23 protein-coding genes are annotated in these 25,746 nt (G+C 58.5%); 11 read left to right on the top strand and 12 right to left on the bottom strand.

All coding sequences use genetic code 11. The features are described from left to right. Positions 1-152: 152 nt before the first annotated feature. Positions 153-512 (bottom strand): DUF6124 family protein, encoded by a 360-nt coding sequence (locus PBDP_RS00115; protein WP_163856007.1) that lies wholly within the window; start codon positions 510-512, stop codon positions 153-155. 504 nt (positions 513-1,016) lie between these two features. On the opposite strand from PBDP_RS00115, the gene PBDP_RS00110 reads away from it, so the two are divergent. The 5 genes from PBDP_RS00110 to PBDP_RS00090 all read left to right on the top strand — a co-directional run bounded on the left by PBDP_RS00110 (position 1,017) and on the right by PBDP_RS00090 (position 5,164). Further along, positions 1,017-1,574: a hypothetical protein gene (locus PBDP_RS00110; RefSeq protein ID WP_176688875.1), complete on the top strand. Its 558-nt coding sequence runs from the start codon at positions 1,017-1,019 to the stop codon at positions 1,572-1,574. 136 nt (positions 1,575-1,710) lie between these two features. Continuing rightward, a complete protein-coding gene (locus PBDP_RS00105; protein WP_109752845.1) occupies positions 1,711-2,085 on the top strand; it encodes a lysozyme inhibitor LprI family protein in 375 nt (124 codons plus the stop codon). A 742-nt stretch (positions 2,086-2,827) separates the two neighbouring features. Beyond that, positions 2,828-3,952: a GGDEF domain-containing protein gene (locus tag PBDP_RS00100; protein ID WP_109752844.1), complete on the top strand. Its 1,125-nt coding sequence runs from the start codon at positions 2,828-2,830 to the stop codon at positions 3,950-3,952. A 429-nt stretch (positions 3,953-4,381) separates the two neighbouring features. Continuing rightward, the gene (locus tag PBDP_RS00095) at positions 4,382-4,801 is read left to right on the top strand and encodes an organic hydroperoxide resistance protein (RefSeq protein WP_003196182.1); all 420 of its coding nucleotides are present in this window, start codon (positions 4,382-4,384) and stop codon (positions 4,799-4,801) included. Positions 4,802-4,834: 33 nt separating this feature from the next. Beyond that, positions 4,835-5,164, top strand: coding sequence for a hypothetical protein (locus tag PBDP_RS00090; RefSeq protein ID WP_212801659.1), 330 nt, complete (start codon positions 4,835-4,837; stop codon positions 5,162-5,164). Between the two features lie 112 nt (positions 5,165-5,276). Here PBDP_RS00090 and PBDP_RS00085 read toward each other — a convergent pair whose 3' ends face one another. Beyond that, on the bottom strand, positions 5,277-6,065 hold the full coding sequence (locus tag PBDP_RS00085) for an SDR family NAD(P)-dependent oxidoreductase (RefSeq protein WP_212801658.1): 789 nt from the start codon (positions 6,063-6,065) through the stop codon (positions 5,277-5,279). Positions 6,066-6,226: 161 nt separating this feature from the next. Further along, entirely contained in the window at positions 6,227-6,580 is a 354-nt protein-coding gene (locus tag PBDP_RS00080) for a VOC family protein (RefSeq protein ID WP_212801657.1), read from the bottom strand. A gap of 294 nt (positions 6,581-6,874) precedes the next feature. On the opposite strand from PBDP_RS00080, the gene PBDP_RS00075 reads away from it, so the two are divergent. Further along, positions 6,875-7,837, top strand: a complete 963-nt coding sequence (locus PBDP_RS00075; RefSeq protein WP_116832135.1) for an IS110 family RNA-guided transposase — start codon at positions 6,875-6,877, stop codon at positions 7,835-7,837. A gap of 132 nt (positions 7,838-7,969) precedes the next feature. On the opposite strand, the gene PBDP_RS00070 is transcribed toward PBDP_RS00075, so the two are convergent. The 3 genes from PBDP_RS00070 to PBDP_RS00060 form a co-directional block, all read right to left on the bottom strand. Beyond that, complete coding sequence (locus PBDP_RS00070) at positions 7,970-8,695, bottom strand: hypothetical protein (RefSeq protein ID WP_212801656.1); 726 nt, start codon at positions 8,693-8,695, stop codon at positions 7,970-7,972. A gap of 277 nt (positions 8,696-8,972) precedes the next feature. Continuing rightward, positions 8,973-9,860, bottom strand: coding sequence for a lysophospholipid acyltransferase (locus PBDP_RS00065; RefSeq protein WP_109752840.1), 888 nt, complete (start codon positions 9,858-9,860; stop codon positions 8,973-8,975). A 43-nt stretch (positions 9,861-9,903) separates the two neighbouring features. Beyond that, positions 9,904-10,461 (bottom strand): DNA-3-methyladenine glycosylase I, encoded by a 558-nt coding sequence (locus tag PBDP_RS00060; protein ID WP_109752839.1) that lies wholly within the window; start codon positions 10,459-10,461, stop codon positions 9,904-9,906. An 81-nt stretch (positions 10,462-10,542) separates the two neighbouring features. Between PBDP_RS00060 and glyQ the strand changes: the two genes are divergently transcribed. The 4 genes from glyQ to PBDP_RS00040 all read left to right on the top strand — a co-directional run bounded on the left by glyQ (position 10,543) and on the right by PBDP_RS00040 (position 14,948). Then, on the top strand, positions 10,543-11,496 hold the full coding sequence (gene glyQ / locus PBDP_RS00055) for a glycine--tRNA ligase subunit alpha (protein WP_022641565.1): 954 nt from the start codon (positions 10,543-10,545) through the stop codon (positions 11,494-11,496). Next, positions 11,493-13,544 carry a glycine--tRNA ligase subunit beta gene (glyS, locus tag PBDP_RS00050; protein WP_109752838.1) on the top strand — a complete coding sequence of 684 codons (2,052 nt, stop codon included), beginning with the start codon at positions 11,493-11,495 and terminating at the stop codon, positions 13,542-13,544. Before glyQ ends, glyS begins: the two co-directional genes overlap by 4 nt. Before the next feature lie 4 nt (positions 13,545-13,548). Then, positions 13,549-14,088, top strand: a complete 540-nt coding sequence (gene gmhB / locus PBDP_RS00045; protein WP_212801655.1) for a D-glycero-beta-D-manno-heptose 1,7-bisphosphate 7-phosphatase — start codon at positions 13,549-13,551, stop codon at positions 14,086-14,088. Positions 14,089-14,168: 80 nt separating this feature from the next. Then, the gene (locus tag PBDP_RS00040) at positions 14,169-14,948 is read left to right on the top strand and encodes a lysophospholipid acyltransferase family protein (RefSeq protein ID WP_109752836.1); all 780 of its coding nucleotides are present in this window, start codon (positions 14,169-14,171) and stop codon (positions 14,946-14,948) included. 190 nt (positions 14,949-15,138) lie between these two features. Here the strand turns inward: PBDP_RS00040 and PBDP_RS00035 are convergent, their stop codons facing one another. Then, positions 15,139-16,656: a sensor histidine kinase gene (locus PBDP_RS00035; protein ID WP_163856027.1), complete on the bottom strand. Its 1,518-nt coding sequence runs from the start codon at positions 16,654-16,656 to the stop codon at positions 15,139-15,141. A 241-nt stretch (positions 16,657-16,897) separates the two neighbouring features. Between PBDP_RS00035 and PBDP_RS00030 the strand changes: the two genes are divergently transcribed. Continuing rightward, positions 16,898-17,632, top strand: coding sequence for a response regulator transcription factor (locus tag PBDP_RS00030; protein ID WP_109752834.1), 735 nt, complete (start codon positions 16,898-16,900; stop codon positions 17,630-17,632). 108 nt (positions 17,633-17,740) lie between these two features. On the opposite strand, the gene gabP is transcribed toward PBDP_RS00030, so the two are convergent. The 5 genes from gabP to dnaA all read right to left on the bottom strand — a co-directional run bounded on the left by gabP (position 17,741) and on the right by dnaA (position 25,646). Continuing rightward, a complete protein-coding gene (gene gabP, locus PBDP_RS00025) occupies positions 17,741-19,135 on the bottom strand; it encodes a GABA permease (RefSeq protein ID WP_163856029.1) in 1,395 nt (464 codons plus the stop codon). 301 nt (positions 19,136-19,436) lie between these two features. Next, positions 19,437-21,854: a DNA topoisomerase (ATP-hydrolyzing) subunit B gene (gene gyrB, locus PBDP_RS00020; RefSeq protein WP_109752963.1), complete on the bottom strand. Its 2,418-nt coding sequence runs from the start codon at positions 21,852-21,854 to the stop codon at positions 19,437-19,439. A 5-nt stretch (positions 21,855-21,859) separates the two neighbouring features. After that, positions 21,860-22,963: a DNA replication/repair protein RecF gene (recF, locus tag PBDP_RS00015; RefSeq protein WP_212801654.1), complete on the bottom strand. Its 1,104-nt coding sequence runs from the start codon at positions 22,961-22,963 to the stop codon at positions 21,860-21,862. A 13-nt stretch (positions 22,964-22,976) separates the two neighbouring features. Beyond that, positions 22,977-24,080 carry a DNA polymerase III subunit beta gene (gene dnaN / locus PBDP_RS00010; protein WP_109752832.1) on the bottom strand — a complete coding sequence of 368 codons (1,104 nt, stop codon included), beginning with the start codon at positions 24,078-24,080 and terminating at the stop codon, positions 22,977-22,979. A 39-nt stretch (positions 24,081-24,119) separates the two neighbouring features. After that, positions 24,120-25,646, bottom strand: coding sequence for a chromosomal replication initiator protein DnaA (gene dnaA, locus PBDP_RS00005; RefSeq protein ID WP_109752831.1), 1,527 nt, complete (start codon positions 25,644-25,646; stop codon positions 24,120-24,122). Positions 25,647-25,746: the final 100 nt, after the last annotated feature.

Below are 25,746 nucleotides of genomic sequence, written 5' to 3'. Positions count from 1 at the left end.
AATACCTATCCCAACGCATGAGGGTTGACTCTCGTGCCTACCTTCCGAGGCCTGCTTGAGAGAAATCTCTGCGGACTTGCGTGTTTCTAAAGCATTAATAAAGCAAACCCAACACTAGATGTCGGGTTGCTTTTGGGAAGGATGTTTATCTGCTATCGCGGATCAACGTTATCCAACACCCGATTCGCCAACAATGAACTCAGTTCAATCAGTTGCTGGACACCAAGGGCGATGTGACGACGGGGACCTTCCAGGTCAAAGGCCAGGTTGCTGACCATCGCGTCGGCTGCCGCCAGGGTTTCGCTGAGGTTGGCGAGGAGGGATTCGTTATCGGCGTTTTTTGCGACGGTGAAGAGCTGGCCCGGTTGGGACGCATCTTCGGACTTTTCCGATTTTGGTAGGAGGTAGTAATCCAAGACGCGATTGGTGGCTTCGTCGTGTTTCTTCGCTTTGGATTTGGTTCGCAGGGAAGCTTGGTCCGCCTCTGGCGGATTCGGCGTAGGTTTGATCATGTGCTAAGTCCTGTAGGTGAAGCCGCAACCCTCCAGCTACTAAACAAGGGGTGGCAGCTGTACGCAGGTTAGTAGACCGGGGACTCAGCAAAGCCGGCGCGCCCGAGGGCGCCCTGCGCACAGCCGCCATCAAATACAGGCATGGAAATACCTGACTGATAGAGCTTTGCACCTTACTAAATACCTCGGGCTACTAAACCCGACCACTGATGGGCAGTGGCAGGAAAACGATAGAACCCGGGGGCAAGGCGCACAAGCGGGCGGATTCTGGCGTAGTTGTAGGCAATGGCGCAAGGTTAGGTAGCCTGGCGGACGGGGAGTGGTGAGGAGGATAAACAGGGCTTGGTTTTGGCCCGTAAATTGGGGCTAGACGGGTTTACGGTTGAGGTTTGAAGTGGGTGGGGCTGCTTTGCAGCCAGCGGGAGCAAGCTCCCTCGCCACGAATGTTTGACCGGCTTGGGGATGTTTGGGGATGCTGCAAAACCTTTTTATCCGAATGCACTCATGAATTCATTACGCGAAAACAATCGAAAGCGCTTGATACGACTCATCGACCAGATCCCTGTCGATGAGAATCCCGAGGGCTGGAGTCATATTGCCTCGATAGCCGTCGGCGGGCTGCTATCGGTAGGGTTTTCGCAAAAAGGTCCCTACTTGCTGGTCGTCTCAAGCTCGGGCCGGAGTGTTGTGCACTGCGACACAGGCGAAAAAATTGAGCGCGACTATGAAGAATATGCGGGCTTGAGTGAGCTCGGGCTGCATTGCCAGGGCATTGGCGTGATCGCCGATGAAGTCATATCGCTGTGTGGCATAAACGGCGGTGGCTTGCCAACCGGCAACATCGCCGGGGAAGGGCTGGAGCTGGTTTCCCCGGATTGGCCCGAGAACAGCCTTATTCTGAGCAAACCCTTCAAAAATGCGCTGATTGAGGGTCATCAAGCGGATTGCACGGTGATCTACAGGGACCATGTGAGGGCGTTCGGATTTTCTTGGTGTGGGAACTACATCGTTGCGGCGTGCGGCAGCGACCTCGATCTTTGGTCGAGAAAGTCAAAGTTGTAGCGCAAGGCAGTCGCGGCCGATCATGGGCCATGGAAAACATGAAGGCGGTAGGATCCGCTTCATTGTTCGACAACCCTCATGATAAATTCCCCGCCGCGACCTCTAATCAATAGAGGGCATTCAGGGAGAGAAGTAAGTGATCAAGTCTTTGTTGGTTGGGGCATTGCTGGCAATGGCATCAGCATCGGCATCTGCGATGAGTTGCGATAACCCTAGAAATGCCTATGACAGAACCTATTGCGCGTCGCTGAAAATGGTTCAGTCGGATCAGGAAATCAACGAGCAATACAAGAAGACGATGGGTGCTCTGAACCCGGAGCAAAAGAAAAAAGTAAAAGCCGCTCAAATCCAGTGGATCAAAAATCGTGACAGCGCCTGTTCCAACGATGGCCTGCTCTACCTGGACTGTGCCAATGAGAAGACCGAGGCGCGTATCGTCATACTCAAGGCTGTCGAGCGCGAGTGCCGTGCTGCCGGTTGCGATGACGCCAAGCTGTCGCAAGTCGAGTAACCCGTAAACAATGAGCACGTCGGGCTTGCTCTCGCTCATTCAACATAGCGCTCCATCCCTTTTGCACCCGTGATTCACTTGCGGGTCGGAATAAGCTGCGTTTGAGTGGCCGTTTTTGGCCGATAGCAGTCTGCCAAGGGCCGCTGACCTCTATCGCTAAGAAGAAGCGATAGGACAAGCGAAAGTCGTACCCCACGAAAAACCCGACGTAAAGCGTCGGGTTTTTCTTTTGGCGGGATTGATTCCAGCTTGATTGCCTCTTCCTTGTAAAACAGAAGATGCGGTTTGTCTGCGCAATGGTTAAGGCTGCTTTGCATCCCAGCGGGAGCAAGCTCTCATGGAACAAATCACAACCTGCTGATTTTAAGAATAAAATTTTCTGCTAAACACAGTTCGACAATGTGATCTCAGTTAGGCGAGCACCTCCCTTTGTGGCGAGGGGATTTATCCCCGCTGGGCTGCGCAGCGGCCCCAAACCCGGCAACTCGGTGTGCCAGAAAGATTGAGTTCACTGCTTTAGGGCTGCTGCGCAGCCCAGCGGGGATAAATCCCCTCGCCACAGGGCCTAGTTCACTGCGCGACAGCGCAGCGTCGAAGACGCGGCGGGGACTCCCTCGCCACTGGGTTCAGTTTTAATCGAGATATTGGAACCTGGTTGGAGCCAAGAGCGTAATTCAGTTGTTTGCGCTAATGGCAGGGTGCCACAATCGTTTTTTTGTTGCGTCATAACCAGGTGGTTCAAATGGATGGCCCAAGATTGCGCAATGGCCAGGATTTTGTAATAGCCGAGCAAGTGCGAACTGACCGCTTGCAGCAACTGTTTCGCCAATCCGTTTCTGCGGTTTTCGGTAGCTACCTCGCAGCCATCATGCTGAGCTGGCTGTGCTGGGATCGGTTTGAGCACAGCGTCATTCTTTGGTGGCTGGCCATCCTGACCGCTTCGACGCTGTTGCGTATCGCGCTATTTGTGGCCTATTTCCGCAGCGACGAAAGTCAGCGCACGCCTCAACGTTGGGAGCGCAAGTACTGGATCACGCTGGTGTCGTCCGCCAGCATCTGGGGCGGAGGCGCATTGGCTGTCATGCCGGCAGACGATCTTTTGACGCAGGCACTGGTCATGCTCTTTGCTGTCGGGATGTCTGTCAGCGCGGTGTCGTGCTACTCGGCCTACCGTGATATGACACTGGTCTCCATCGGCCTGGTGCTGTTGCCATGCACCGCCTGGCTGCTGTTTCAACCATCCCCGATCCAAGTCGGCATGGCCCTCTCGATCCTGGTGTTCGCGGCATTCGCTGCCCGCGCCACGCACAAAATGTCCCAGGCACTGGAAACCGCCTTCCGACTCACCCGTGAAATGGAACAGGCGAACAGCATTTCAACCCGCGCCGCTCAAACCGATGAGCTGACTGGCTTGAAGAGTCGGCGAGCATTTTTCGAGCATGCCCAGCGGCTTTACAACGAATGTAAGGCCAAGCGGCAAGGGTTGTGCGCGGTCATGTTGGATATGGATCACTTCAAGCACATCAACGACACCTACGGCCATCAGGTCGGGGATCAGGTTTTGCGCCAAATGGGGGAGGTCATCAGCTCGTCGTTTCGCACAACGGACATCCATGGCCGGCTAGGTGGGGAAGAATTCGCCATTCTGCTGCCCAACACCTCCATCGAAGTCGCCACCCAGATTGCAGAGCGGCTTATCGATACGCTCGCAGCCTTGGTGATCGAGCCTGTGCACTGCATATCAGCCAGCCTCGGCGTTGCATCGACGGAGGCCTGTAATAAGGATCTCCACAGCTTGATGAACGATGCGGATAAAGCGCTGTATCGAGCGAAGGCGTTGGGGCGCAATCGAGTGGCTGTGGCTTAGTCAGGTTGGCTTTGCATCGTTAGTCGGGAGTTGATCGTCCCCACGCTCCGCGTCATGTTCCAGAAGCGGAACGCGGAGCGTCCCCGGCGGCATTCCCACGCAGGAGCGCGGGAACGATTGAAAATCCCATGATTCTGCTTGTGGATTCCCCTCTCTTCGAAGACCAGCTATTGCGCGGGCCCTGTTGATCCCCCAAACACCTCCTTCGTCCTGGCTCACTTGCGACCCAAACAGGTTGGCGGTACTGCGACGAGAAAATTAATTTCCTTTCAGATCAATTGGTTAATTAAAAGTCGGAAAATTTTCAAAAATTTATCTTGCGCGCAAACTATTTGTTCGTTAATTTTATCGCAACTGGTTAGCGCACAAACATTTAGCGCAAACCAAACCCGACATTCGATCAAACCAATCAGCAAGAGAGGAAACACCATGAACGTTCTCTATACCGCAGTCGCAACCTCCACCGGTGGCCGTGATGGCCGTGCTGTTTCCAGCGACAAGATTCTCGACGTGAAACTGGCCACTCCCAAAGCCTTGGGCGGCGCTGGTGGTGAAGCCACCAACCCTGAGCAGTTGTTTGCCGCCGGCTACTCGGCTTGCTTCATCGGCGCATTGAAGTTCGTCGCCAGCCAGAGCAAACGCAGCATCCCCGCTGACGCCTCAATCACGGCACACGTTGGCATCGGCCAGATCCCTGGTGGTTTCGGTCTGGACATCGACCTGCACATCAACCTGCCGGGTCTGGATCAAGCCGATGCTCAAGCGCTGGTCGACGCGGCTCACCAGGTTTGCCCGTACTCCAACGCGACCCGCGGCAACGTCGACGTCCGTTTGCACGTCACCGTCTAACTCACTCCATCTACGAATAAAAAGGATCAGGACATGAACACTTTCAGCAAAACTCTCGTTGGCTCGCTTCTGGCACTGTCCCTCGGCAATGCGTTCGCGACTTCTTCTGTTCAACCTACGTTCGCTGAGGGTGGTTCTGATCGCCTGATCGAAAATCGTGTAGCCGAAGGCGGCTCGGATCGACTGATGGAAAACCGCGTAGCCGAAGGCGGCTCGGACCGACTCATCGAAAACCGCGTAGCCGAAGGCGGCTCGGATCGACTGATGGAAAACCGCGTAGCCGAAGGCGGCTCGGACCGACTCATCGAAAACCGCGTAGCCGAAGGCGGCTCGGATCGACTGATGGAAAACAGAGTGGGTTGAACACCTCCTTCACCACTCCAAGCCGGTCGAATCAACCCATGCTGCTTCAAATAGAAAAAACGCCGCTTATCTCTCATGAGGAAGCGGCGTTTTTGCAACGTGTCATAAGATCCTAAACGATGCTATCCACCACACCACCATCCACACGCAACGCCGCTCCGGTGGTGGCGGAGGCCTGTTCCGAGCTGGCATAGATGATCATGTTGGCAACTTCCTCGACGCGCGCCGCACGCTGGATGATCGAGGTGCTACGGTGCTGATTGACGAAATCCGCCGCGACCTTTTCCAGACTTTCCCCCGTGCGCTCGACGTCTGCCTGGAGCATTTGGGCAACGCCTTCGGAAAGTGTCGGCCCCGGCAGCACCGAGTTAACCGTCACGCCCGTGCCGGCGAGGCGCTTGGCCAGGCCGCGAGCGATGGACAGTTGGGCGGTTTTGGTGAAGCCGTAGTGGATCATGTCGGCAGGAATGTTCACGCCGGATTCCGACGAGACAAACACAATCCGCCCCCAACCGCGCTCGACCATGCCCTGGGCGTAGGCCCTGGAAACACGTACGCCCGACATCACGTTGGTTTCGAAGAAGCGCTGCCATTCGCTGTCCGGCGTCTCGAAAAAGTCTTCCAGTTTGAAAATACCCAGGTTGTTGATGACGATATCGAAGCGTGGGTACTTGGCGATCAGTGCTTGGCAGCCAGACGCGTTGCTGAGATCGCCAGCAAAGCCGTCGGCCCTTGAAGCAAGGGCGCCCAAGCGCTGCAACGCGTCCTCCACGCTGCTCTCGCTGCGACCGTTGATGACCACGTTGGCGCCGGATTCGAGGAAGCCTTTGGCTGTGGCGAAACCGATACCGCTGGTGGAGCCTGTGACCAATACGTGCCGTCCGGTGAAGTCGATGTTCATGAGCGTGACTCCTTGATTAATGAACCAGAGGAAGTGCGATATGGCTGGACGGTCATCCAACGGATTCTGGACTGACTTCGCCATCCCAACGTCGCCGACATCGCAAGCCTTTAATCATGGACACGATTGAGGCTTTGCGCCTCTTTGTGATCAATCAGCCGTCAGGAAGCCGACCACACCGCCAGTTCATAGCCATCCGGATCGATAAAGTGGAAACGTCGGCCACCCGGGAAAGCGAACACTTCACGGCTGATGATCGCCCCTGCGGCCTTGAGCCTGAGTTGCGTCCCCTCAAGGTCATCCGCATACAGGATGATCAACGGGCCGCCCGGACGCACGGGTTCACCGGTCGTAAAGCCACCGGCCAGGCGACCGTCGCTGAACTCGGTATAGGTCGGGCCGTAGTCGACGAAACGCCAGCCGAATACGCTTCCGTAGAAGGCTTTGCTTCGGGCGATGTCGTTGACGTTGAGCTCGATGTTATCGATCTGACGGTCTTTTCCGTGAATGCCCATTGATGCTTCCTTGGCTGGTTCGGAGACAAGCAAGCTTAGGGCATCAGCCGACATTGATGTGAATGTACCGGCCTCTTCGCGAGCAAGCTCGCTTGTATGTTTAGACTTGAAGGGGTGGGCGGGACTAAAAGCTCGATTCCGACTCTAGCCAGTACGGACCGTGGGAGACTTCTCGTTCCGCCCTTTCTACCTAAAGCGCCGATAAGGAATTCATCGGTAAAACCGACGATAGAGGCAAGCCAGCGCAAAGGTAGACCCCGACAAGCACCTAAACCCTAGCTCCGAGGATTCGTCATGACAATCCTTAACTCACCAACGGTTATTGGTATCGATGTAGCGAAGGCCGAAATCGTCGTTTACCGCGAAGACCTGAAAATCACTCAAGCCATCGCCAACCACCGCGAAGCTCTTGGCCGGTGGCTCAAAACGCTACCAGCCCAAAGCTCGATTGCGCTGGAAGCTACCAGCTTTTATCACCTGGACACAGCTGAGCTGGCCCATGGAATGGGGTTTCATGTTTACGTTGTGGATCCTTATCGGGTGGCCCATTACCGTGAAAGTATTGGGCTGCGGGCTAAAACTGATCCTTGTGATGCGCGTTTGCTGGCTCGGTATCTAACGAACGAGCAAGCAAGGCTGCGTATCTGGAGCCCACCTCCAGAAGCCTACAAAGTGTTAAAAAACCTGCTTAGAAAACGTGCGGCACTCATCAAGGCCCGCGTCAGTATCGTGCTGAGTTTTTCGAACGAACCGTGTCTGAAGGACATCTTGGCCCGGCAGTTGGAGGTCTTCAAAGAGTCCGATCAGGCCATTCAGAAACTAATGCGTGAGGCCAGCCAAGCGGCAGGGATCACTGAAAACATCAACCGCTGCAAAGCCATCGAAGGGATTGGTGAACTGACGGCCATTGGCTTGGCGACCGCATTCATGCGCGGTCACTTTGTCAGTGGCGATGCATTCATTGCTTTCTTGGGGATGGATTTGCGTCCAAAAGATTCAGGGAAGAAGCACAGTCCTCGTCACTTGAGCAAAAAAGGGGACGGGGAGCTACGACGCCTGGCGCACAACGCCGCGATGGCGGCCTGTCGGTCTCCTGCCTGGAAACCTTACTATGAGGCCTTCTTGGCACGAGGCCTGGCCAGAACTCAGGCCTTGGTTATCCTCGCCCGCAAGTTGTGTCGGGTAGCATTCGCCCTGATGAAAAATCAGAGCGAATACCAACCAAATTCACGGTTGCAGGGTTCCCCTGCAACATAGAATCTCCCACAGGGGGGGTTGGTCAAAGGGGAGGGGCTGCTTCGCGGCCCAGCGGGAGCAAGCTCCCTCGCCACAATTCATCCTTTGCCAGAATTAATGACTGATCTCACCACGGATTCGCGACCCAGCTTTTCAGGCCTGCGCGCTGAATCGCTGCGCAGCACGCCGTTCAAACATCGCCGCTTCCGTCTCTCGCGTAGCGAGTTCGCCTTTGTATGCCAGCTGGTTGAAGAACAACCCGTCCGAAAACTCCTGGGGTGGTACCGAGCCGGGGCGCTTGAGCATCGGCGCCAGGTCGATGGTGTTGGCGAAGTTTTCCTTGGTCAGGTTGTAGCGGCCCAGGTAGCTGCCGGACCAGGGCGAGTCGGCGTCCACCATGTCGATAGAAGCATCGCGGAACGCCACGGCGGCGGCTTTCAGATCAGTGGATTCATTGAGTAGATCGCTCAACCGCTGGGTGTCCGAGCTGCTGAGCTGGCCGGCGGTGTTGAGCACCTTGAGCTTGCCATCGGCCTCGACGGTGAAGCCGTATTTCTTGCCGGCCAAATCCGGATGGGTGGCCGATAGCGTTGTCTGGAACGTCTCGAAAGAGCTTTTCAGGCTGTTTTTCGCGCTCTCGGTGATCGCGGCAAATCGAGGGAAATCTGGCGATTGGGAGCGACCGATCCAGGTTTCGATGACCACTGGCGACTCCACCATGATCTGGGCTTCTTCACTGGGGTGGTAGATAGCCGCTGGGCCGGCCTCTGCCAGCTGCTTTACGGCGTCCGCTGGAGGATTGCTCACCAACTTCTGGTCGGAGCGGGTGAGGTTGGTGTTGGCGGGCGGGATATTGGCAGCGTTCAGGGAGAGTTCCATTTCATCGGTCCATGATTGGCGGATACATTGGGTTATCGACAGCGGGGGACCAAGCTTTAGGAGGGGGCTGTTCTGCGCAGCCCAGCGGGAGCAAGCTCCCTCGCCACAGAAGTTGGATCAGGTAATTATTGTGGCGAGGGGATTTATCCCCGTTCGAGTGCGAAGCGCTCGCCTGTGGATTGTGGCGCTGCGAGGAATAGGGGGGTTGCTGCGCAACCCAACGGGGATAAATCCCCTCGCCACAATTAGGAGCCCTTGCAGAATTGATTCCCGGCGTTCAGTACCACCGCGCCTCACCCGGCGGGCGTTTCTTGAAGCGTTTCATGCTCCACATGTACTGGCTCGGGTAGGCCCGCACGTAGCGTTCCACCACTTGGCTCATGGCGGCGCAGGCGGTTTCGGTGTCGGTGCTGTACATCGCGTCCGGGGCGGCTTCGAGGATGACTTTGTAGCCAGAGCCGTCCGGCAGGCGCAGGGCATGGAGGAAGACGCCGACTGCCTTGCCGCCGGCGAGCATGTTCGGTACGAACTTGCTGGTCAGGGCCTGGGTGGCGAAAAAGGGCACGAAGATGCCGGCGGATTCGGCCGGTTCCGGGTCGGCGGGGATGCCCACCTGGCCGCCTTTGCGCACTTCCTTGATGACGCTGAGGATGCCTTCCTTGGTCGATGCGGCGACTTTGTTGCCCAGTTGCACGCGTTGTTTTTGCAGCAATTCATCCACCGCCTTGAGCTTGGGCGGGCGATAGAAAATGATCGGTTTGCACTGGCTGCAATAGAAGTGGTTGAGCACCTCCCAGTTGCCCAGGTGGCTGGTGATGCCCACCACGCCTTTGCCGGAGGCCAGCGCTTCTTTCAATACTTCCAGGCCTTCGACTTCACGCACCAGTTCGATGGAGCGCTGGGCCGGCCAGATCCAGGCACAGGCGCTTTCGGTCAGGGATTTGCCGATGTCCTTGAGGCTTTGGCCCACCAGGCGTTCGCGCTCGGCCGGGTCCATCTCGGGAAAACATTTGGCGAGGTTGATCCGCACCACGTCGCGGGAGCGGTTGGGCAGCTTCCACATGAGCCAGCCAATGGCCGAACCCACCGCTTGCACCGCGCGCCAAGGCAGCAGCGCAAACAACCGCAGAGCGCCGACCAGCAAGGCGCCTTTCAACTTATCCACAGGTCACTCCTGAATGTATGGGCCGTGTTGCGAGCCGGCTATTCTAACCACCGTTTGCCAGCTCGGCGTAGCGGTCGCAGTCCTGGGTGTGGTCCATGACCATCCCCGAGGCCTGCATCAAGGCGTAGCAAATGGTCGGGCCGACGAAGGTGAAGCCGGCTTTTTTCAGGCCTTTGCTCATCGCCAGCGCCTCGGGCGTGATGGCCGGCACTTCGGTACGGTCCTTGAAATGGTTGATGATGGGTTTGTCACCGACGAACGACCAGAGGAACGCCACCGGGTCTTCCAGGGCCAGCCAGGCCTGGGCATTGCGCCGGGCGGCCTTGAGCTTGAGGCGGTTGCGGATGATGCCGGGGTCGAGCATCAGGTCGTCGATTTCCGCATCGCTCATCTGCGCCACCCGCTGCACATCGAAGCCGTACAGCACTTCCCGGTAGCGCTCGCGTTTGCGCAAAACGGTGATCCAGGACAGCCCGGCCTGGAACCCTTCGAGCAAAAGCAACTCGAACAAACCCTGCGCATCGCGCAGCGGCGTGCCCCACTCCTGATCGTGATAAGCCATGTACAACGGATCTTCGGAACACCAAAAGCAGCGTGGCATAAGGCTCCAGGGGGCGTGCGCACGAACGAATCGGGTATACTCCCGCTCTTTAAATCGCAGCCCAAGAAACAGGTGAATTTCGTGAGCCAGCCTACGCCAGCCGTGCGTACCTTCCAAGACTTGATCCTCGCCCTCCAGCAATACTGGGCCGAGCAAGGTTGCGTGGTACTTCAGCCCTACGATATGGAAGTAGGCGCCGGCACTTTCCACACTGCCACGTTTCTGCGTGCCATCGGCCCGGAAACCTGGAACGCCGCTTATGTGCAGCCCAGCCGCCGCCCGACTGACGGCCGCTACGGCGAAAACCCGAACCGTCTGCAGCACTACTACCAGTTCCAGGTGGTTCTGAAGCCGAACCCGGAAAACTTCCAGGAGCTTTACCTGGGCTCGCTCAAGCACGTCGGTCTCGACCCACTGGTGCACGACATTCGTTTCGTCGAAGACAACTGGGAATCGCCAACCCTGGGCGCCTGGGGCCTGGGCTGGGAAGTCTGGCTCAACGGCATGGAAGTGACTCAGTTCACTTACTTCCAGCAGGCCGGTGGCATCGAGTGCTACCCGGTGACCGGCGAAATCACCTATGGCCTGGAACGCCTGGCCATGTACCTGCAAGGCGTGGATTCGGTCTACGACCTGGTGTGGGCCGACGGCCCGTTCGGCAAAGTGACCTATGGCGATGTGTTCCACCAGAACGAAGTGGAGCAGTCGACCTACAACTTCGAACACGCCAACGTCGACAAGCTGTTCGAGCTGTTCGATTTCTATGAAAGCGAAGCCAAGCGCCTGATCGAGCTGGACCAGCCGCTGCCGTTGCCGAGCTACGAAATGGTGTTGAAGGCGTCCCATACCTTCAACCTGCTGGACGCACGCCGGGCGATTTCCGTGACCGCGCGCCAGCAATACATCCTGCGTGTGCGCACCCTGGCGCGTTCCGTTGCGCAAGCCTATCTGCTGGCCCGTGCCAAGCTGGGCTTCCCGATGGCAACCCCGGACCTGCGTGATGAAGTGTTGGCTAAGCTGGAGGCTGCACAATGAGTGCTCAAGATTTTCTGGTTGAACTGGGCACCGAAGAACTGCCACCCAAAGCCCTGAACACCCTGGCCGATGCGTTCCTGGCCGGTATCGACAAAGGCCTGCAAGCCGCTGGCCTGAACTACGAAGCCAAGCACGTCTACGCCGCACCACGTCGCCTGGCCGTGCTGATCACCGCCCTGGCGACCCAGCAGCCGGACCGCAGCATCAACCTCGACGGCCCGCCACGCCAGGCCGCGTTCGATGCCGATGGCAACCCGACCCAGGCCGCCCTGGGCTTCGCCAAGAAGTGCGGCGTGGACCTGAGCGAAATCGATCAGAGCGGCCCCAAGCTGCGCTACAGCCAGAACATCAAGGGCAAGCCGACCGCCAGCCTGTTGCCGACCATCGTCGAAGACTCCCTCAATGACTTGCCGATTCCCAAGCGCATGCGCTGGGCTGCGCGCAAGGAAGAGTTCGTGCGTCCGACCCAATGGCTGGTGATGCTGCTCGGTGACCAGGTCATCGACTGCACGATCCTGGCCCAGAAGGCCGGTCGCGATTCCCGCGGCCACCGCTTCCATCATCCGCAGAGCGTGCGCATCACCTCGCCGGCCAACTACCTGGCCGACCTGCGTGCCGCCTACGTGCTGGCCGACGCCAACGAGCGTCGCGAGCTGATCAGCAAGCGCACCGAGGAGCTGGCGACCCTGCAGGAAGGCACCGCCATCGTGCCTGCCAACCTGCTGGATGAAGTGACCGCGTTGGTGGAATGGCCAGTGCCGCTGGTGTGCTCGTTCGAGGAACGTTTCCTCGAAGTGCCCCAGGAAGCGCTGATCACCACCATGCAGGACAACCAGAAGTACTTCTGCCTGCTGGACGCCGAAGGCAAGTTGCTGCCGCGCTTCATCACGGTCGCCAACATCGAAAGCAAGGACCCGCAGCAGATCATCGCCGGTAACGAAAAAGTCGTTCGCCCGCGCCTGACCGATGCCGAGTTCTTCTTCAAGCAGGACAAGAAACAGCCCCTGGAAAGCTTCAACGAGCGCCTGCGCAACGTGGTGTTCCAGGAAAAACTCGGCAGCGTCTACGACAAGGCCGAGCGCGTATCGAAACTGGCGGCGTACATCGCCCCACGCATCGGCGGCGACGCCCAGCGCGCGGCCCGTGCCGGCATCCTGTCCAAATGCGACCTGTCCACCGAGATGGTCGGTGAGTTCCCGGAGATGCAAGGCGTCGCCGGTTACTACTACGCCCTCAACGATGGCGAGCCACAAGACGTGGCCCTGGCGCTGAACGAGCAGTACATGCCGCGCGGTGCCGGCGCTGAATTGCCGACCACCCTGACCGGTGCGGCCGTGGCCATCGCCGACAAGCTCGACACCCTGGTCGGCATCTTCGGCATCGGCATGCTGCCCACCGGCAGCAAGGACCCGTACGCTCTGCGTCGCGCGGCCCTGGGCGTGCTGCGGATCCTGATCGACAAGCAACTGGACCTGGACCTGAACGACGCCGTGGCCTTCGCCGTCAACGCGTTCGGTAGCAAGGTCAAGGCTGTCGGCCTGGCCGAGGCGGTGCTGGAATTCATCTTTGACCGCCTGCGTGCGCGTTATGAAGATGAAGGCGTCGAGGTCGCGACCTACCTGTCGGTGCGTGCCCTGAAACCGGGTTCGGCCCTGGACTTCGACCAGCGCGTACAGGCGGTGCAGGCGTTCCGCAAATTGCCGGAAGCCGCAGCACTGGCGGCGGTGAACAAACGAGTGTCGAACCTGCTGAGCAAGGCCGAACCTTCGGTCAAGGCCGTTGAAGCACGCTACTTTGATAATGCCGCGGAGTTTTCGCTCCACTCGGCAATTCAACAGGCGTATGCGTCGGTACAACCGCTCATGGAGAAACGCGAGTATGCCGAAGCACTGGCCCGCTTGGCGGCACTGCGCGAGCCTGTCGATGCGTTCTTTGAAGCCGTGATGGTGAATGCGGACAACGAAGACGTGCGCAAGAATCGCTATGCGTTGCTGGCACGTCTGCGCAGCCTGTTCCTCAATATTGCCGATATTTCCGTGCTGGGTTGAGGAGTTGCTGTTGAAACTGCTGATTCTCGATCGGGATGGCGTGATCAATCACGACTCCGACGCATATATCAAATCGGTGGAGGAGTGGTTGCCACTGGCCGGTTCGATCGAAGCCATCGCGCAGTTGAGCAAGGCCGGCTGGACGGTGGCAGTCGCCACCAACCAGTCGGGCATTGCCCGCGGTTATTATGACCTTGCCGTGCTCGAGGCCATGCATGAGCGCTTGCGCGAATTGGTGGCCGAACAGGGCGGGGAAGTCGGGCTGATCGTTTATTGCCCACATGGGCCGGATGACGGTTGCGATTGCCGCAAACCCAAGCCGGGCATGTTGAAGGCCATCGCCGGGCATTATGCTGTGCCGCTGGCGGGTGTGTGGTTCGTCGGCGACAGCCTCGGTGACCTGGAGGCAGCCAAGGCCGTCGACTGTCAGCCAGTTTTGGTTAAGACCGGGAAAGGCGAAAAGACCCTGGGCAAGACTCTTCCGGTGGGCACCTTGATTTTTGACGACCTGGCGGCCATTGCCGCTGAACTTATCCACAATTAGAGCTCCCAAGACATCCTGATCAAGGATTGTTCGGGAAGCGCTTGAACAGGCGGGCATTGCCCGCAACGGTAAACGCCGCTATGTCGATATTGCAGGCCATCAGAACCTTTCTCTTTTACCTGCTGCTGGGCACCAGCTCCTTGCTGTGGTGCACCCTGAGTTTTTTTATCGCGCCGTTCATGTCATTCAAGGCGCGCTACCGCTTCATCAATGTGTACTGGTGCCGTTGCGCACTGTGGCTGAGCAAGGTGTTCCTGGGCATCAGCTATGAAGTGAAGGGCGCCGAGAACGTGCCGGACCGGCCCTGCGTGATCCAGTCCAACCACCAGAGCACCTGGGAGACATTCTTTCTCTCGGCCTATTTCGAGCCGTTGAGCCAAGTGCTCAAGCGTGAGCTGCTGTTCGTGCCGTTCTTCGGCTGGGCCATGGCGATGCTGCGTCCGATCGCCATCGATCGCGACAACCCCAAGGCTGCGCTCAAGCATGTGGCGAAGAAGGGTGACGAGTTGCTCAAGGACAATGTCTGGGTGTTGATCTTTCCCGAGGGCACTCGTGTTCCTTACGGAACGGTCGGCAAGTTTTCCCGGGGCGGTACCGCATTGGCCGTGAACGCCGACCTACCTGTGCTGCCAATTGCACACAATGCCGGCAAATTCTGGCCCAAGGCGGGCTGGATCCGCACGCCAGGGGTCATCACCGTGGTGATCGGCGCGCCAATGTATGCCGAAGGCAGCGGGCCCCGCGCCATTGCCGAGCTTAACGATCGTGTCCAGGCCTGGAATGAACAGACACAACGGGAAATGGGTTCGCTGCCACCGGCGCCGGCCACTCCGGCCAGCACCGATCAGATCGCTGTCTGACATCTGTGGATAACCTGTGCACCGTTTTTTCGAAATCCGTTGCTTTTACGCTGTAGGTATATGTTTTTAATACATATTTCTTAAACACATAAAAGCCATTCCTAGGTGCATAAGTTTTTATAGCACCAAAAATTCACAGTCTTCGGTGGCCTCTACACGTATTGGTAGGAGCCGCCGAACGCTGTAATTTTTACTCTTCCAGCAACGGGAATTTCAGGCTAAATGTAGTGCCTTTACCTACCACGCTATGGCACTCGATTTTCCCCTCGTGATGGTCAACCACGGCCTTGACCATCGACAGCCCCAAGCCAATTCCATCGACCCCTTGGGCCGATGAAAACCGTCGGTACTGACTGAACAGCTCGGGTAACTCTTCGGCGCCGATGCCCTTGCCTTGGTCAGCGACATTGCAGATCAACCAGCCCGACGTGCAATGAACCTGCAGCGAAATGCAGGAGTCTGGCGAGCTGTACTTGATGGCATTTTCCAGCAGATTGAACAGAGCACGGGTCAGCAACGATTGATCCGCCCTCACCATCGCCTCTTCATCCTCTATTTCATGGACCAACTGGATACGCTTTGCCTGGGCGATGGGCAGTGCCTGGTCGAACACGTCCAGGACCAACATGGCGAACAACGTCGGCTGGAATTGATACGCCTCGGATTCGGCCTTGGCCAATTGCACGAAGCCTTCGGTCAGGTCCAGGGCGCGACGCACCTGGCGCTCGATCTGGTCGAACAGCGGATTATCCCCACCAGTCTGGTGCCGCTGCACATCGAGCAGCGCAAGGATCGCCGAGTGCGGGGCGCGCAAATCATGGGAGAGGAAACGCAGCATGACGCTGCGCTGTTCTTCCGCTTCACGTTCGGCGCTCAGGTCAGTGAGGCTCAATAACCAGCCAATCGGCGCATCGCCATCAACCGGCAACAGCGCCGCCCGTTCCAGGCGCAAGCTGCGCTCGCGAATGTCGCGAAACTCCACCAAGGGCAATGTGGATAACCGGTGATGCGCCCCATGCTCCAACCCTGGATAGCCCAATTGCCCGAGATGCTCCAGCACATCGCCGCCCGCCAGTCCATGGCCGAACAGCTCGCGCGCCTTGCGATTACCGAGCAACAGCTTGCCTTGGGGATCGCTGATCATGGTCGCCACGGGCAGGTATTCCAGGCCATCGGCAATGAAGCGCCGAGTGTCGCGGGTTCGGCTCATGGCTTGCTCCAGGGCCATGATCTGGCCCTGCAAACGGTCGCTACCGGTGTAGGAAGCACGACGACGTTCCGGAAAGACCTTGGGCTCCGCGTCCAGGCGGGCCAGCTCCCAGCCAAAATAAGCCAGCACTACGCTCAGGCGTCGCCAATTCCAGATCAGGTAGCCGAACATAATCCCCAGCACACTGGCCATGGGCGACCACCACCAACCTCGCGCGCCCAGCACGGCGCTGATCAACAAGGCCAGGCTCATGCCACCCACCGTCGTCCACAGGGCCAGGCGCGGGCGCAACAGCAGCAAACCCAATACACAGGCCACCAGACACACCGACACCAGCGCAGCACCTGAACGGTTGCCTGTTGATTGGCTACTCAACGACAACAAGGCTGTCAGCGGCAACAGCAGCAGACTTATCCACAACCACTCTCGCACCAACTGTCGAAACAGCCGCTGGACCTGGGTTGGCTCACGACTTTCACGGCGACGCTGGTTACTCATAGGCATCCTGGCCGAATTCAAGGGTTGGGGGATTTCTTCGCAGGCCTGCATCAAGCCCACAGCCGGAAAAGCCCACGACTATAGCGGACTCGATGGGTGGCGCGCTGCTGCCTTTCCCTCTGTGCCGCGAGCCGGTATTGTCGCAGCCAGCGACAGGTCAATGACAACAAATCAGCCGCTGGCTGCCTTTCATTGCCACCTGAAGATGTCCGTTACTCTCGAGATCAAGGAATCGCATTGCATGCGTGTCGCCATACTGGACGATGAACCGGCCGAGCTGCGCCGGGTAGAACAGACATTGCAACAAATCCCCGGCAGGGGCGAGCAAGCCTGGACCCTGCACAGCTTTGAACGAGGCGAGGACCTGTTGCGACAACTGCGCCGAGAAACTTTCGACCTGTTGATCCTCGACTGGCAACTGCCGGACATCAGCGGCCTTTCATTGTTGCGCTGGACCCGCGAGCACATGGATTCGCCACCGGCCGCCATCATGCTGACCAGCCGCGATGGCGAGCATGACATCGTCCAGGCCCTCAACGGCGGTGCCGACGACTATGTGAGCAAACCCTTCAGGCCCAACGAACTCAAGGCCCGGGTCACCGCCGTGCTGCGCCGCCACAACCTGCAACGCGCGCCCGCCAGCGACGTGCTGGTGTTCAACGACCTGGCGTTCGACGACGCCGAACTGACCATCACCCGCGCCGGCATTCCCATCAGCCTGACCGAACGGGAATATCGCCTGGCCCGATGCCTGTTCGCCAACCTGGGCCGGCCGCTGTCCCGGGAGTATTTCTACGAACGTTTCTGGACCCACGAGGAAATGACCTCGTCCCGACCGCTCGACACCCACATTTATCGCCTGCGCAACAAACTCGGGCTGACGGCGGATCGCGGTTGGCAACTGCTGACGATCTACGGGTATGGGTATCGGTTGGAGAGTGTGGCGGCGGGAAGCGAGGCGTCTGTCGCGAGTTAGGGTTGCATCCGTGGCGAGGGAGCTTGCTCCCGCTTGAGTGCGCAGCACTCATCAAAAGGGGCCGCTACGCAGCCCAGCAGGAGCAAGCTCCCTCGCCACAGATGGAGATCACCCTATGGTCTGTACCAAGCTGCCTGTCTTTGTGATCCGGCGACGCTGTATCAGCACGCCGGACAGCACCACCAACACACTCAACAGCCCCGTCGCCAGGATCTCCACACGATGGGCTTCCTGGAACAGCATGATGGTCAGGGCCCCTACGATGAAGACAATCACCGCATAGGTCAGGCCGGGGAACAGCCACATGCTGAAGGCGATTTTTTCACCGCGAGCCATGCGCTGTTTGCGCATACGCAGCTGCGAAATCGCAATGACCAGGTACACCAGCAGCGCAATGGCGCCAGAGCTGGCCAACAGGAACTCGAAGACCGCTGCCGGGGCCACATAGTTGGCGAACACCGCGAGGAAGGCCGCCCCGGTCGACAACATCACGGCCCAGTAAGGCGTGCCGCTCTTGTTGGTGCGCTGGGAAACCGCTGGCGCATCACCGCGTTTGCCCAGCGAGAACATCATCCGCGAAGCCGTATACAGCGCCGAATTCAGGCAACTCGTAACCGCTACCAGAACCACGATATCGACGATCAGCTTGGCGTTGGGGATGCCCATGCGTTCCAGCACCGTCTGGTAGGAACCCACGCTGGCCAGCAGCGGATCGTTCCACGGCACCAGGGCTACGACGATGAAAATGGAGACGAGATAGAACAAGCCAATCCGCCAGATCACCGAGTTGGTTGCCTTGGAAATCTGCTGGCCAGGGTTCTTCGATTCGGCCGCCGCGATGGTCACGATCTCAGTGCCCATGAACGAAAACATAGTGGTCAGAATCGCGCCCAGCACTGCGCCCATGCCGTTCGGCAAGAAACCTTGCGTGTCGAACAGGTGCGAAACACCACTGACCTGGCTGGTAGGCAGCAAACCGAAGATAGCCATGATGCCGAGGCCAATGAAACCAATGATCGCCACGACCTTGACCAAGGCGAACCAGAATTCGAACTCCCCGTAATTCTTCACGCTGAACAGGTTAGTGACCGTCAGCAGCAGGGTGATGACCAGGGTGAAGGCCCAGATTGCCACGTTCGGGAACCAGGCGTGCAGGATAGTTGCGGCGGCGTTAGCCTCCAGCGGAATGACCAGGACCCAGAACCACCAGTAAAGCCAGCCGATGGTGAAACCGGCCCAATGCCCAATCGCACGGTCAGCATAAGTCGAGAAGGAGCCGGTGTCCGGCGACGCCACTGCCATTTCGCCCAGCATCCGCATCACCAGCACCACCAAGGCACCCGCGGCGGCGTAGGCCAGCAGCACAGCCGGACCCGCCGCTGCGATAGCGTGGCCGGAGCCAACGAAAAGGCCAGCGCCGATCACGCCGGCGATGGATAGCATCGTCACATGACGGGGCTTGAGCCCTTGCTCCAGATGATTGGAAGTTTGCGTACCGCTCATTGAGACTACCCTTGGTATTTGGATTTATTCGTACCGCCTCGTCCCATCGTTTTCTGTAAATTTAAAAAAACGATGTGTAAGTTATTTAACACGCAAGTTTTGCGCCAAAAAACCGCAAGCCCCCGGTATCCGCGGCTCTCGTCCAGTTCCTAACCTATTGAGCAGGAAGGCTTTGTTCCAAAGTGTTACCGAGCTACCCCATTTTCGACCACAGGGTCTGAAAGTGGGCATCGATTTTTGAGCGTAAAAAAAAGCCAACGCATGAGCGTTGGCTTTTTTGGATGTGAGGCGCGCTTAAGGATCAGAAATCCAGGTTGGACACCGCCAACGCATTGCTCTCGATGAAGTCACGACGAGGCTCGACCGCATCACCCATCAGGGTGTTGAAGATCTGGTCCGCGCCAATGGCGTCTTCGATGGTGACTTTCAGCATCCGGCGCGAGCCTGGGTCCATGGTAGTTTCCCACAGCTGATCCGGGTTCATTTCACCCAGACCTTTGTATCGCTGGATGGTGTGGCGCTTGGTGCTTTCGGCCATCAGCCATTCAAGGGCTTCCTTGAACTCGGTCACGGCTTTCTTGCGTTCGCCCCGTTGGATGTAGGCGCCTTCGTCCAGCAGCGTGCTCAGTTGCGCGCCAAGGGATACGACGGTCTTGTAGTCGTTGCTGCCAAAGAAGTCGCGGTTGAAGGTGACGTAGTTCGACAGGCCGTGGGAGATCAGTTCGACCTCCGGCAGCCAGACGTTACGCTCACGGTCTTCGCGCAGGCTGGCTTTGTAGACCAGGCCGGATTTTTCGACGGTGCGCAGGCGAACTTCGTACTGAGCCAGCCAATCCTGCATCGCCGCGTGATCGGACAACTGTTCCATGCTAACCGCTGGCAGGTAGATGAAGTGCTCGGTCAGCTCCTGCGGGTACAGGCGCGACAGGCGCTTGAGGGTCTTCATCACCAGGCGGAAGTCGTTGACCAGGCGCTCAAGGGCTTCACCGGAAATGCCTGGGGCATCTTCGTTCAGGTGCAGGCTCGCGTCTTCCAGGGCCGACTGCGTCATGTACTCTTCCATGGCGTCGTCGTCTTTGATGTATTGCTCTTGCTTGCCTTTCTTGACCTTGTACAGCGGCGGTTGGGCGATGTAGATGTAGCCGCGCTCGATCAGCTCCGGCAACTGACGGAAGAAGAACGTCAGCAGCAGGGTACGGATGTGCGAACCGTCGACGTCAGCATCGGTCATGATGATGATGTTGTGATAGCGCAGCTTGTCGATGTTGTACTCTTCGCGGCCGATGCCACAGCCCAGCGCGGTGATCAGCGTACCGACCTCCTGCGAGGAGATCATCTTGTCGAAGCGCGCCTTCTCGACGTTGAGGATCTTGCCCTTGAGCGGCAGGATGGCCTGGGTGCGACGGTTACGACCCTGCTTGGCGGAACCGCCAGCAGAGTCACCTTCCACCAGATACAGTTCGGACAGGGCAGGGTCCTTTTCCTGGCAGTCGGCCAGTTTGCCCGGCAGGCCGGCGATGTCCAGCGCACCTTTGCGGCGGGTCATCTCACGGGCCTTGCGCGCCGCTTCACGGGCACGGGCGGCGTCGATCATCTTGCCGACCACCAGCTTGGCTTCGTTCGGGTTTTCCAACAGGAAGTCGGAGAAGTACTTGCCCATTTCCTGTTCGACCGCGGTCTTCACTTCGGAAGAGACCAGCTTGTCCTTGGTCTGGGAGCTGAACTTCGGATCCGGCACTTTCACCGAAATGATCGCGGTCAGGCCTTCGCGGGCATCGTCACCGGTAGTGGCAACCTTATGCTTCTTCGCCAGGCCTTCCTGTTCGATGTAGTTGTTCAGGTTACGGGTCAGCGCCGAACGGAAGCCCACCAGGTGAGTACCACCGTCGCGCTGCGGAATGTTGTTGGTGAAGCACAACAGGTTTTCGTTGAAGCTGTCGTTCCACTGCAGGGCGATTTCCACGCCGATGCCGTCTTCACGCTGGACGTTGAAGTGGAACACCTGGTTGACCGCCGTCTTGTTGGTGTTCAGGTACTCAACGAACGCGCGCAGGCCACCTTCGTACTTGAACAGCTCTTCCTTGCCGCTGCGCTCGTCCTTTAGGACGATGCCGACACCGGAGTTGAGGAAGGACAGTTCACGAATCCGCTTGGCCAGGATATCCCAGCTGAAGTGGATGTTCTTGAAGGTTTCGCTGGAAGCCTTGAAGTGAATCTGGGTGCCGGTGGTTTCGCTGTCGCCAACGATAGCCATCGGTGCCTGGGGCACGCCGTGAATGTAAGTCTGTTCCCAGATCTTGCCGCTGCGGCGGACGGTCAGGACCAGTTCTTCGGACAGCGCGTTCACCACCGATACACCTACACCGTGCAGACCGCCGGAGACCTTGTAGGAGTTATCGTCGAACTTACCGCCGGCGTGGAGGACGGTCATGATGACCTCGGCGGCGGAAACGCCTTCCTCTTTGTGCACGTCTACCGGGATGCCACGGCCGTTGTCGCGAACGGTGATGGACTCATCCGGGTGGATGATGATGCTAATGTCGTCGCAGTGGCCGGCGAGGGCTTCGTCGATGGAGTTGTCGACCACCTCGAACACCATGTGGTGCAGACCGCTGCCATCGTCGGTGTCACCAATGTACATACCGGGACGTTTGCGTACGGCATCCAGGCCTTTCAGCACTTTAATGCTCGTTGAGTCGTACGTATTTTCTTCGCTCAATGCCTTCACTCCCGATGGTCGTGGGTCTGGGTGATACGGCCCTGTTCCACGTGGAACAGAGCGACTGGCGTTTCCGTCTGCCAGCCTTCCCTCAATAATTCGTGGTCTACACAGGTGATGAACACCTGGCAGCGTAAGTCTTCCAACAAGCGGCAAAGCGCGCGACGGTGGGCTTCGTCCAGCTCGGACGGCAAGTCATCCACCAGATAAATACACTGACCGCGACGGGCCTGGCTGACCAGATGCCCCTGGGCTATGCGCAAGGCACACACCACCAACTTCTGCTGCCCCCGGGACAAGATGTCCGCGGCATTATGCGCGCCCAATCTGAGGCGCAAGTCAGCGCGTTGTGGTCCAGCCTGGGTATGGCCCATCTGCTGGTCTCGCTGCAGCGAGCCCGCCAGTACGGTGCTCAGTTCCCGGTCCTTGTCCCAGCCTCGGTAATAGCTGAGCATCAGGCCCTCAAGCTCAACCAGTTCGCTCAAGGTCTGCTCGAAGACCGGTTTCAAGGCTTTGATGTAAGCGCGGCGGTATTCATCGATTTCAGCGCTGGCCTGGCACAGTTCCCTGTCCCAAACCGCTTGCGAAACGGCGTCAAGTGTACCATGTCGCAGCCAAGAGTTTCGCTGGCGCAGCGCCTTCTGCAGACGCTGCCAAGTGGTCATGAAACGCGGCTCTACGTGAAACACGCCCCAATCGAGAAATTGCCGACGAATCTTCGGCGCGCCCTCCAGCAGGCGGAAGCTGTCCGGGTTGATCAACTGCAACGGCAGGATCTCGGCCAACTGCGCAGCGCTGCGCGCGTTCTGCCCATCGATGCGAATCTGGAACTCACCTTGCCGGTCCCGTGATATCCCCAGGGCGCTGTGGCCGCCTTCGGCCAGCTCCACCTGCCCAAACACCGTGCACGCCAGTTGATCGTACTGGATGACCGGTAACAGGCGGGTGCTGCGAAACGAACGGGCAAGCCCGAGCAGGTGCACGGCTTCCAGGACGCTGGTTTTGCCGCTGCCGTTGGCGCCGTAAAGGATATTGATGCGGGGGGAAGGGGAGAAGGTCACCGGGTGCAGATTGCGCACCGCGGTGACCGAGACGCGACTTAAGGACATCTAGTGGCCAGGATTACAGACGCATCGGCATGACAACGTAAGCCGAATCGTCGTTATCGGACTCCTGCACCAGTGCGCTGCTGTTGGAGTCAGACAGGATCAGACGTACTTGCTCGGTGGTCATCACGCCCAACACGTCGAGCAGGTAACTGACGTTGAAGCCGATTTCCAGAGAGCCGCCGGTGTATTCCACACCCACTTCTTCCTCCGCCTCTTCCTGCTCCGGGTTGTTCGCCTGGATTTTCAGCTGACCATTGGCCAGTTGCAGGCGGATGCCACGGTACTTCTCGTTGGAGAGGATCGCAGTGCGGCTGAAGGCTTCGCGCAGTGCCTGGCGATCGCCCAGTACCAGCTTGTCGCCACCTTTTGGCAGCACACGCTCGTAGTCGGGGAATTTGCCGTCCACCAGTTTCGAAGTGAAGGTGAACTCGCCAGTGGTGGCGCGAATGTGGTGCTGGCCCAGCACGATACTGACGTTGCCGTCCGGCTCGGTCAGCAGGCGGGCCAGCTCCAGGATGCCTTTACGCGGCACGATCACCTGGTGGCGATCCGGCTGACCGATATCGGCCTGCATCGAGCACATGGCCAGGCGATGCCCGTCGGTGGCGACGGCGCGGATGACCCCGGCGGACACTTCCAGGAGCATGCCGTTGAGGTAATAACGCACGTCCTGCTGGGCCATGGCGAAGCTGGTGCGTTCGATCAGGCGACGCAGTTTGCTCTGGTCCAGGCTGCAGGTCAGCGAACCCGGGCCTTCTTCCACAGTCGGGAAATCGTTGGCGGGCAGTGTGGACAAGGTGAAACGGCTGCGGCCGGCCTTGACCACGAGCTTCTGCTCATCGACCTTGATGTCGATCAGCGCATCGTTGGGCAGGCTCTTGCAGATGTCCATCAGCTTGCGCGCCGGCACGGTGATGGAACCCGGATCGGCCGGTTCTTCAAGTTGCACACGACCGACCAGCTCGACTTCCAGGTCGGTACCGGTCAGCGACAATTGCTGGCCTTCGACAACCAGCAGCACGTTGGAAAGTACCGGCAAGGTCTGGCGGCGTTCGACGACGCCTGCGACCAGTTGCAGGGGTTTCAACAGGGCTTCGCGTTGAATGGTGAAATGCATGGTCTAGTCCCTTGCCTTAATAAGCTGCGCTGGTGGTCATCAAGTGGTCAGTGTACGCAGCAGGTTCTTGTAGTCCTCGCGGATGTCCGCGTCGGATTCCTTAAGTTCGTTGATCTTGCGGCAAGCGTGCAGCACGGTGGTGTGGTCGCGTCCGCCAAACACATCGCCGATCTCCGGCAGGCTGTGGTTGGTCAGTTCCTTGGACAGGGCCATGGCCACCTGGCGCGGACGCGCCACCGAACGCGAACGACGCTTGGACAGCAAGTCGGAAATCTTGATCTTGTAGTATTCAGCAACAGTTCGCTGAATGTTATCCACAGAAACCAATTTGTCCTGAAGCGCCAACAGGTCCTTCAAGGATTCGCGAATCAGCTCGATGGTGATGTCGCGGCCCATGAAGTGCGAGTGAGCGATCACCCGCTTGAGGGCACCTTCGAGTTCACGCACGTTCGAGCGAATACGCTGAGCGATGAAGAATGCCGCATCGTGAGGCAGCTCGACCTTGGCCTGGTCGGCTTTCTTCATCAGGATCGCAACCCGGGTTTCCAGCTCCGGTGGCTCGACGGCCACCGTCAGGCCCCAGCCGAAACGAGACTTGAGGCGTTCTTCGAGACCTTCGATCTCTTTCGGGTAGCGGTCACTGGTGAGAATGACCTGCTGTCCGCCTTCAAGCAACGCGTTGAAGGTGTGGAAAAACTCTTCCTGGGAACGTTCCTTGCGGGCGAAGAACTGAATATCGTCGATCAGCAAGGCGTCCACCGAACGGTAGAAACGCTTGAACTCATTGATCGCGTTCAGTTGCAGCGCCTTGACCATGTCGGCCACGAAACGCTCGGAATGCAGGTACACGACCTTGGCATTCGGGTTCTTCTTTAATAGGTGGTTGCCCACGGCGTGCATCAAGTGGGTCTTACCCAGGCCCACGCCACCATAAAGGAAGAGCGGGTTGTAGCCATGCTTGGGGTTGTCCGCGACCTGCCAGGCGGCCGCGCGGGCCAGCTGGTTGGATTTACCCTCGACGAAATTCTCGAAGGTAAAGGTCCGGTTCAGGTAGCTGGTGTGCTTGAGCGCACCTTCAACCTGGACGGTACGTTGTTCGGCACGCACCGGCGCCTGCTGGGAACTGGCACCGGCCATCGGGTCGAAGCTGTCCCGGGAGGGCTCTTCGCTGACCTCGGCGACCTTTTGTGCGTTGCGTTTGCTCGGGGCAGGCGCGGGCGCCGGGGCAGCATGGTTGTTAACCGGTGCCGTGGCCGCTTGCTGGGCCTGTGACGCGGCGGCTGCCAGTGGCGCGTTGGGTGCGGCGCGTGGTGCCGAGCTGCGCTTGCTGCCTATTAATAAGGACAGCGCAGGCGCCATGCCATTGCCATGCTCGTCGAGCAGTTCCATGACCCGGCCCAGGTACTTTTCGTTGACCCAGTCGAGAACGAAACGGTTCGGTGCATAGACACGCAACTCGTCGCCTTCGGCTTCGACCTGTAGTGGACGGATCCAAGTGTTGAATTGTTGGGCAGGCAGCTCCTCGCGCAAAAGCTCCACGCACTGCTGCCAAAGTTCCACTGACACGGATATCCCCTAAGTTGAAAGCCGGTGAGGCAAAAACAAGCGGCCATTGTAGCGAGCAGGCGTCCACTTATCCACATGCAGGTTGCCCATCGCGCATGAT

Origin of the sequence: Pseudomonas sp. St290, from assembly GCF_018325805.1 — a bacterium.
In the GTDB taxonomy this organism is placed as follows: Bacteria; Pseudomonadota; Gammaproteobacteria; order Pseudomonadales; family Pseudomonadaceae; genus Aquipseudomonas; species Aquipseudomonas bijieensis.
This window is presented reverse-complemented; position numbering and strand designations above follow the sequence as displayed.

Excerpts from the sequence above, each read along its gene's own strand:
- PBDP_RS00115 (WP_163856007.1), bottom strand. The coding sequence starts at position 512 with ATGATCAAACCTACGCCGAATCCGCCAGAGGCGGACCAAGCTTCCCTG.
- PBDP_RS00110 (WP_176688875.1), top strand. The coding sequence starts at position 1,017 with ATGAATTCATTACGCGAAAACAATCGAAAGCGCTTGATACGACTCATC.
- PBDP_RS00100 (WP_109752844.1), top strand. The coding sequence starts at position 2,828 with ATGGATGGCCCAAGATTGCGCAATGGCCAGGATTTTGTAATAGCCGAG.
- PBDP_RS00095 (WP_003196182.1), top strand. The coding sequence starts at position 4,382 with ATGAACGTTCTCTATACCGCAGTCGCAACCTCCACCGGTGGCCGTGAT.
- PBDP_RS00090 (WP_212801659.1), top strand. The coding sequence starts at position 4,835 with ATGAACACTTTCAGCAAAACTCTCGTTGGCTCGCTTCTGGCACTGTCC.
- PBDP_RS00085 (WP_212801658.1), bottom strand. The coding sequence starts at position 6,065 with ATGAACATCGACTTCACCGGACGGCACGTATTGGTCACAGGCTCCACC.
- PBDP_RS00080 (WP_212801657.1), bottom strand. The coding sequence starts at position 6,580 with ATGGGCATTCACGGAAAAGACCGTCAGATCGATAACATCGAGCTCAAC.
- PBDP_RS00075 (WP_116832135.1), top strand. The coding sequence starts at position 6,875 with ATGACAATCCTTAACTCACCAACGGTTATTGGTATCGATGTAGCGAAG.
- PBDP_RS00070 (WP_212801656.1), bottom strand. The coding sequence starts at position 8,695 with ATGGAACTCTCCCTGAACGCTGCCAATATCCCGCCCGCCAACACCAAC.
- PBDP_RS00060 (WP_109752839.1), bottom strand. The coding sequence starts at position 10,461 with ATGCCACGCTGCTTTTGGTGTTCCGAAGATCCGTTGTACATGGCTTAT.
- glyS (WP_109752838.1), top strand. The coding sequence starts at position 11,493 with ATGAGTGCTCAAGATTTTCTGGTTGAACTGGGCACCGAAGAACTGCCA.
- PBDP_RS00040 (WP_109752836.1), top strand. The coding sequence starts at position 14,169 with ATGTCGATATTGCAGGCCATCAGAACCTTTCTCTTTTACCTGCTGCTG.
- PBDP_RS00035 (WP_163856027.1), bottom strand. The coding sequence starts at position 16,656 with ATGAGTAACCAGCGTCGCCGTGAAAGTCGTGAGCCAACCCAGGTCCAG.
- PBDP_RS00030 (WP_109752834.1), top strand. The coding sequence starts at position 16,898 with ATGCGTGTCGCCATACTGGACGATGAACCGGCCGAGCTGCGCCGGGTA.
- gabP (WP_163856029.1), bottom strand. The coding sequence starts at position 19,135 with ATGAGCGGTACGCAAACTTCCAATCATCTGGAGCAAGGGCTCAAGCCC.
- recF (WP_212801654.1), bottom strand. The coding sequence starts at position 22,963 with ATGTCCTTAAGTCGCGTCTCGGTCACCGCGGTGCGCAATCTGCACCCG.
- dnaN (WP_109752832.1), bottom strand. The coding sequence starts at position 24,080 with ATGCATTTCACCATTCAACGCGAAGCCCTGTTGAAACCCCTGCAACTG.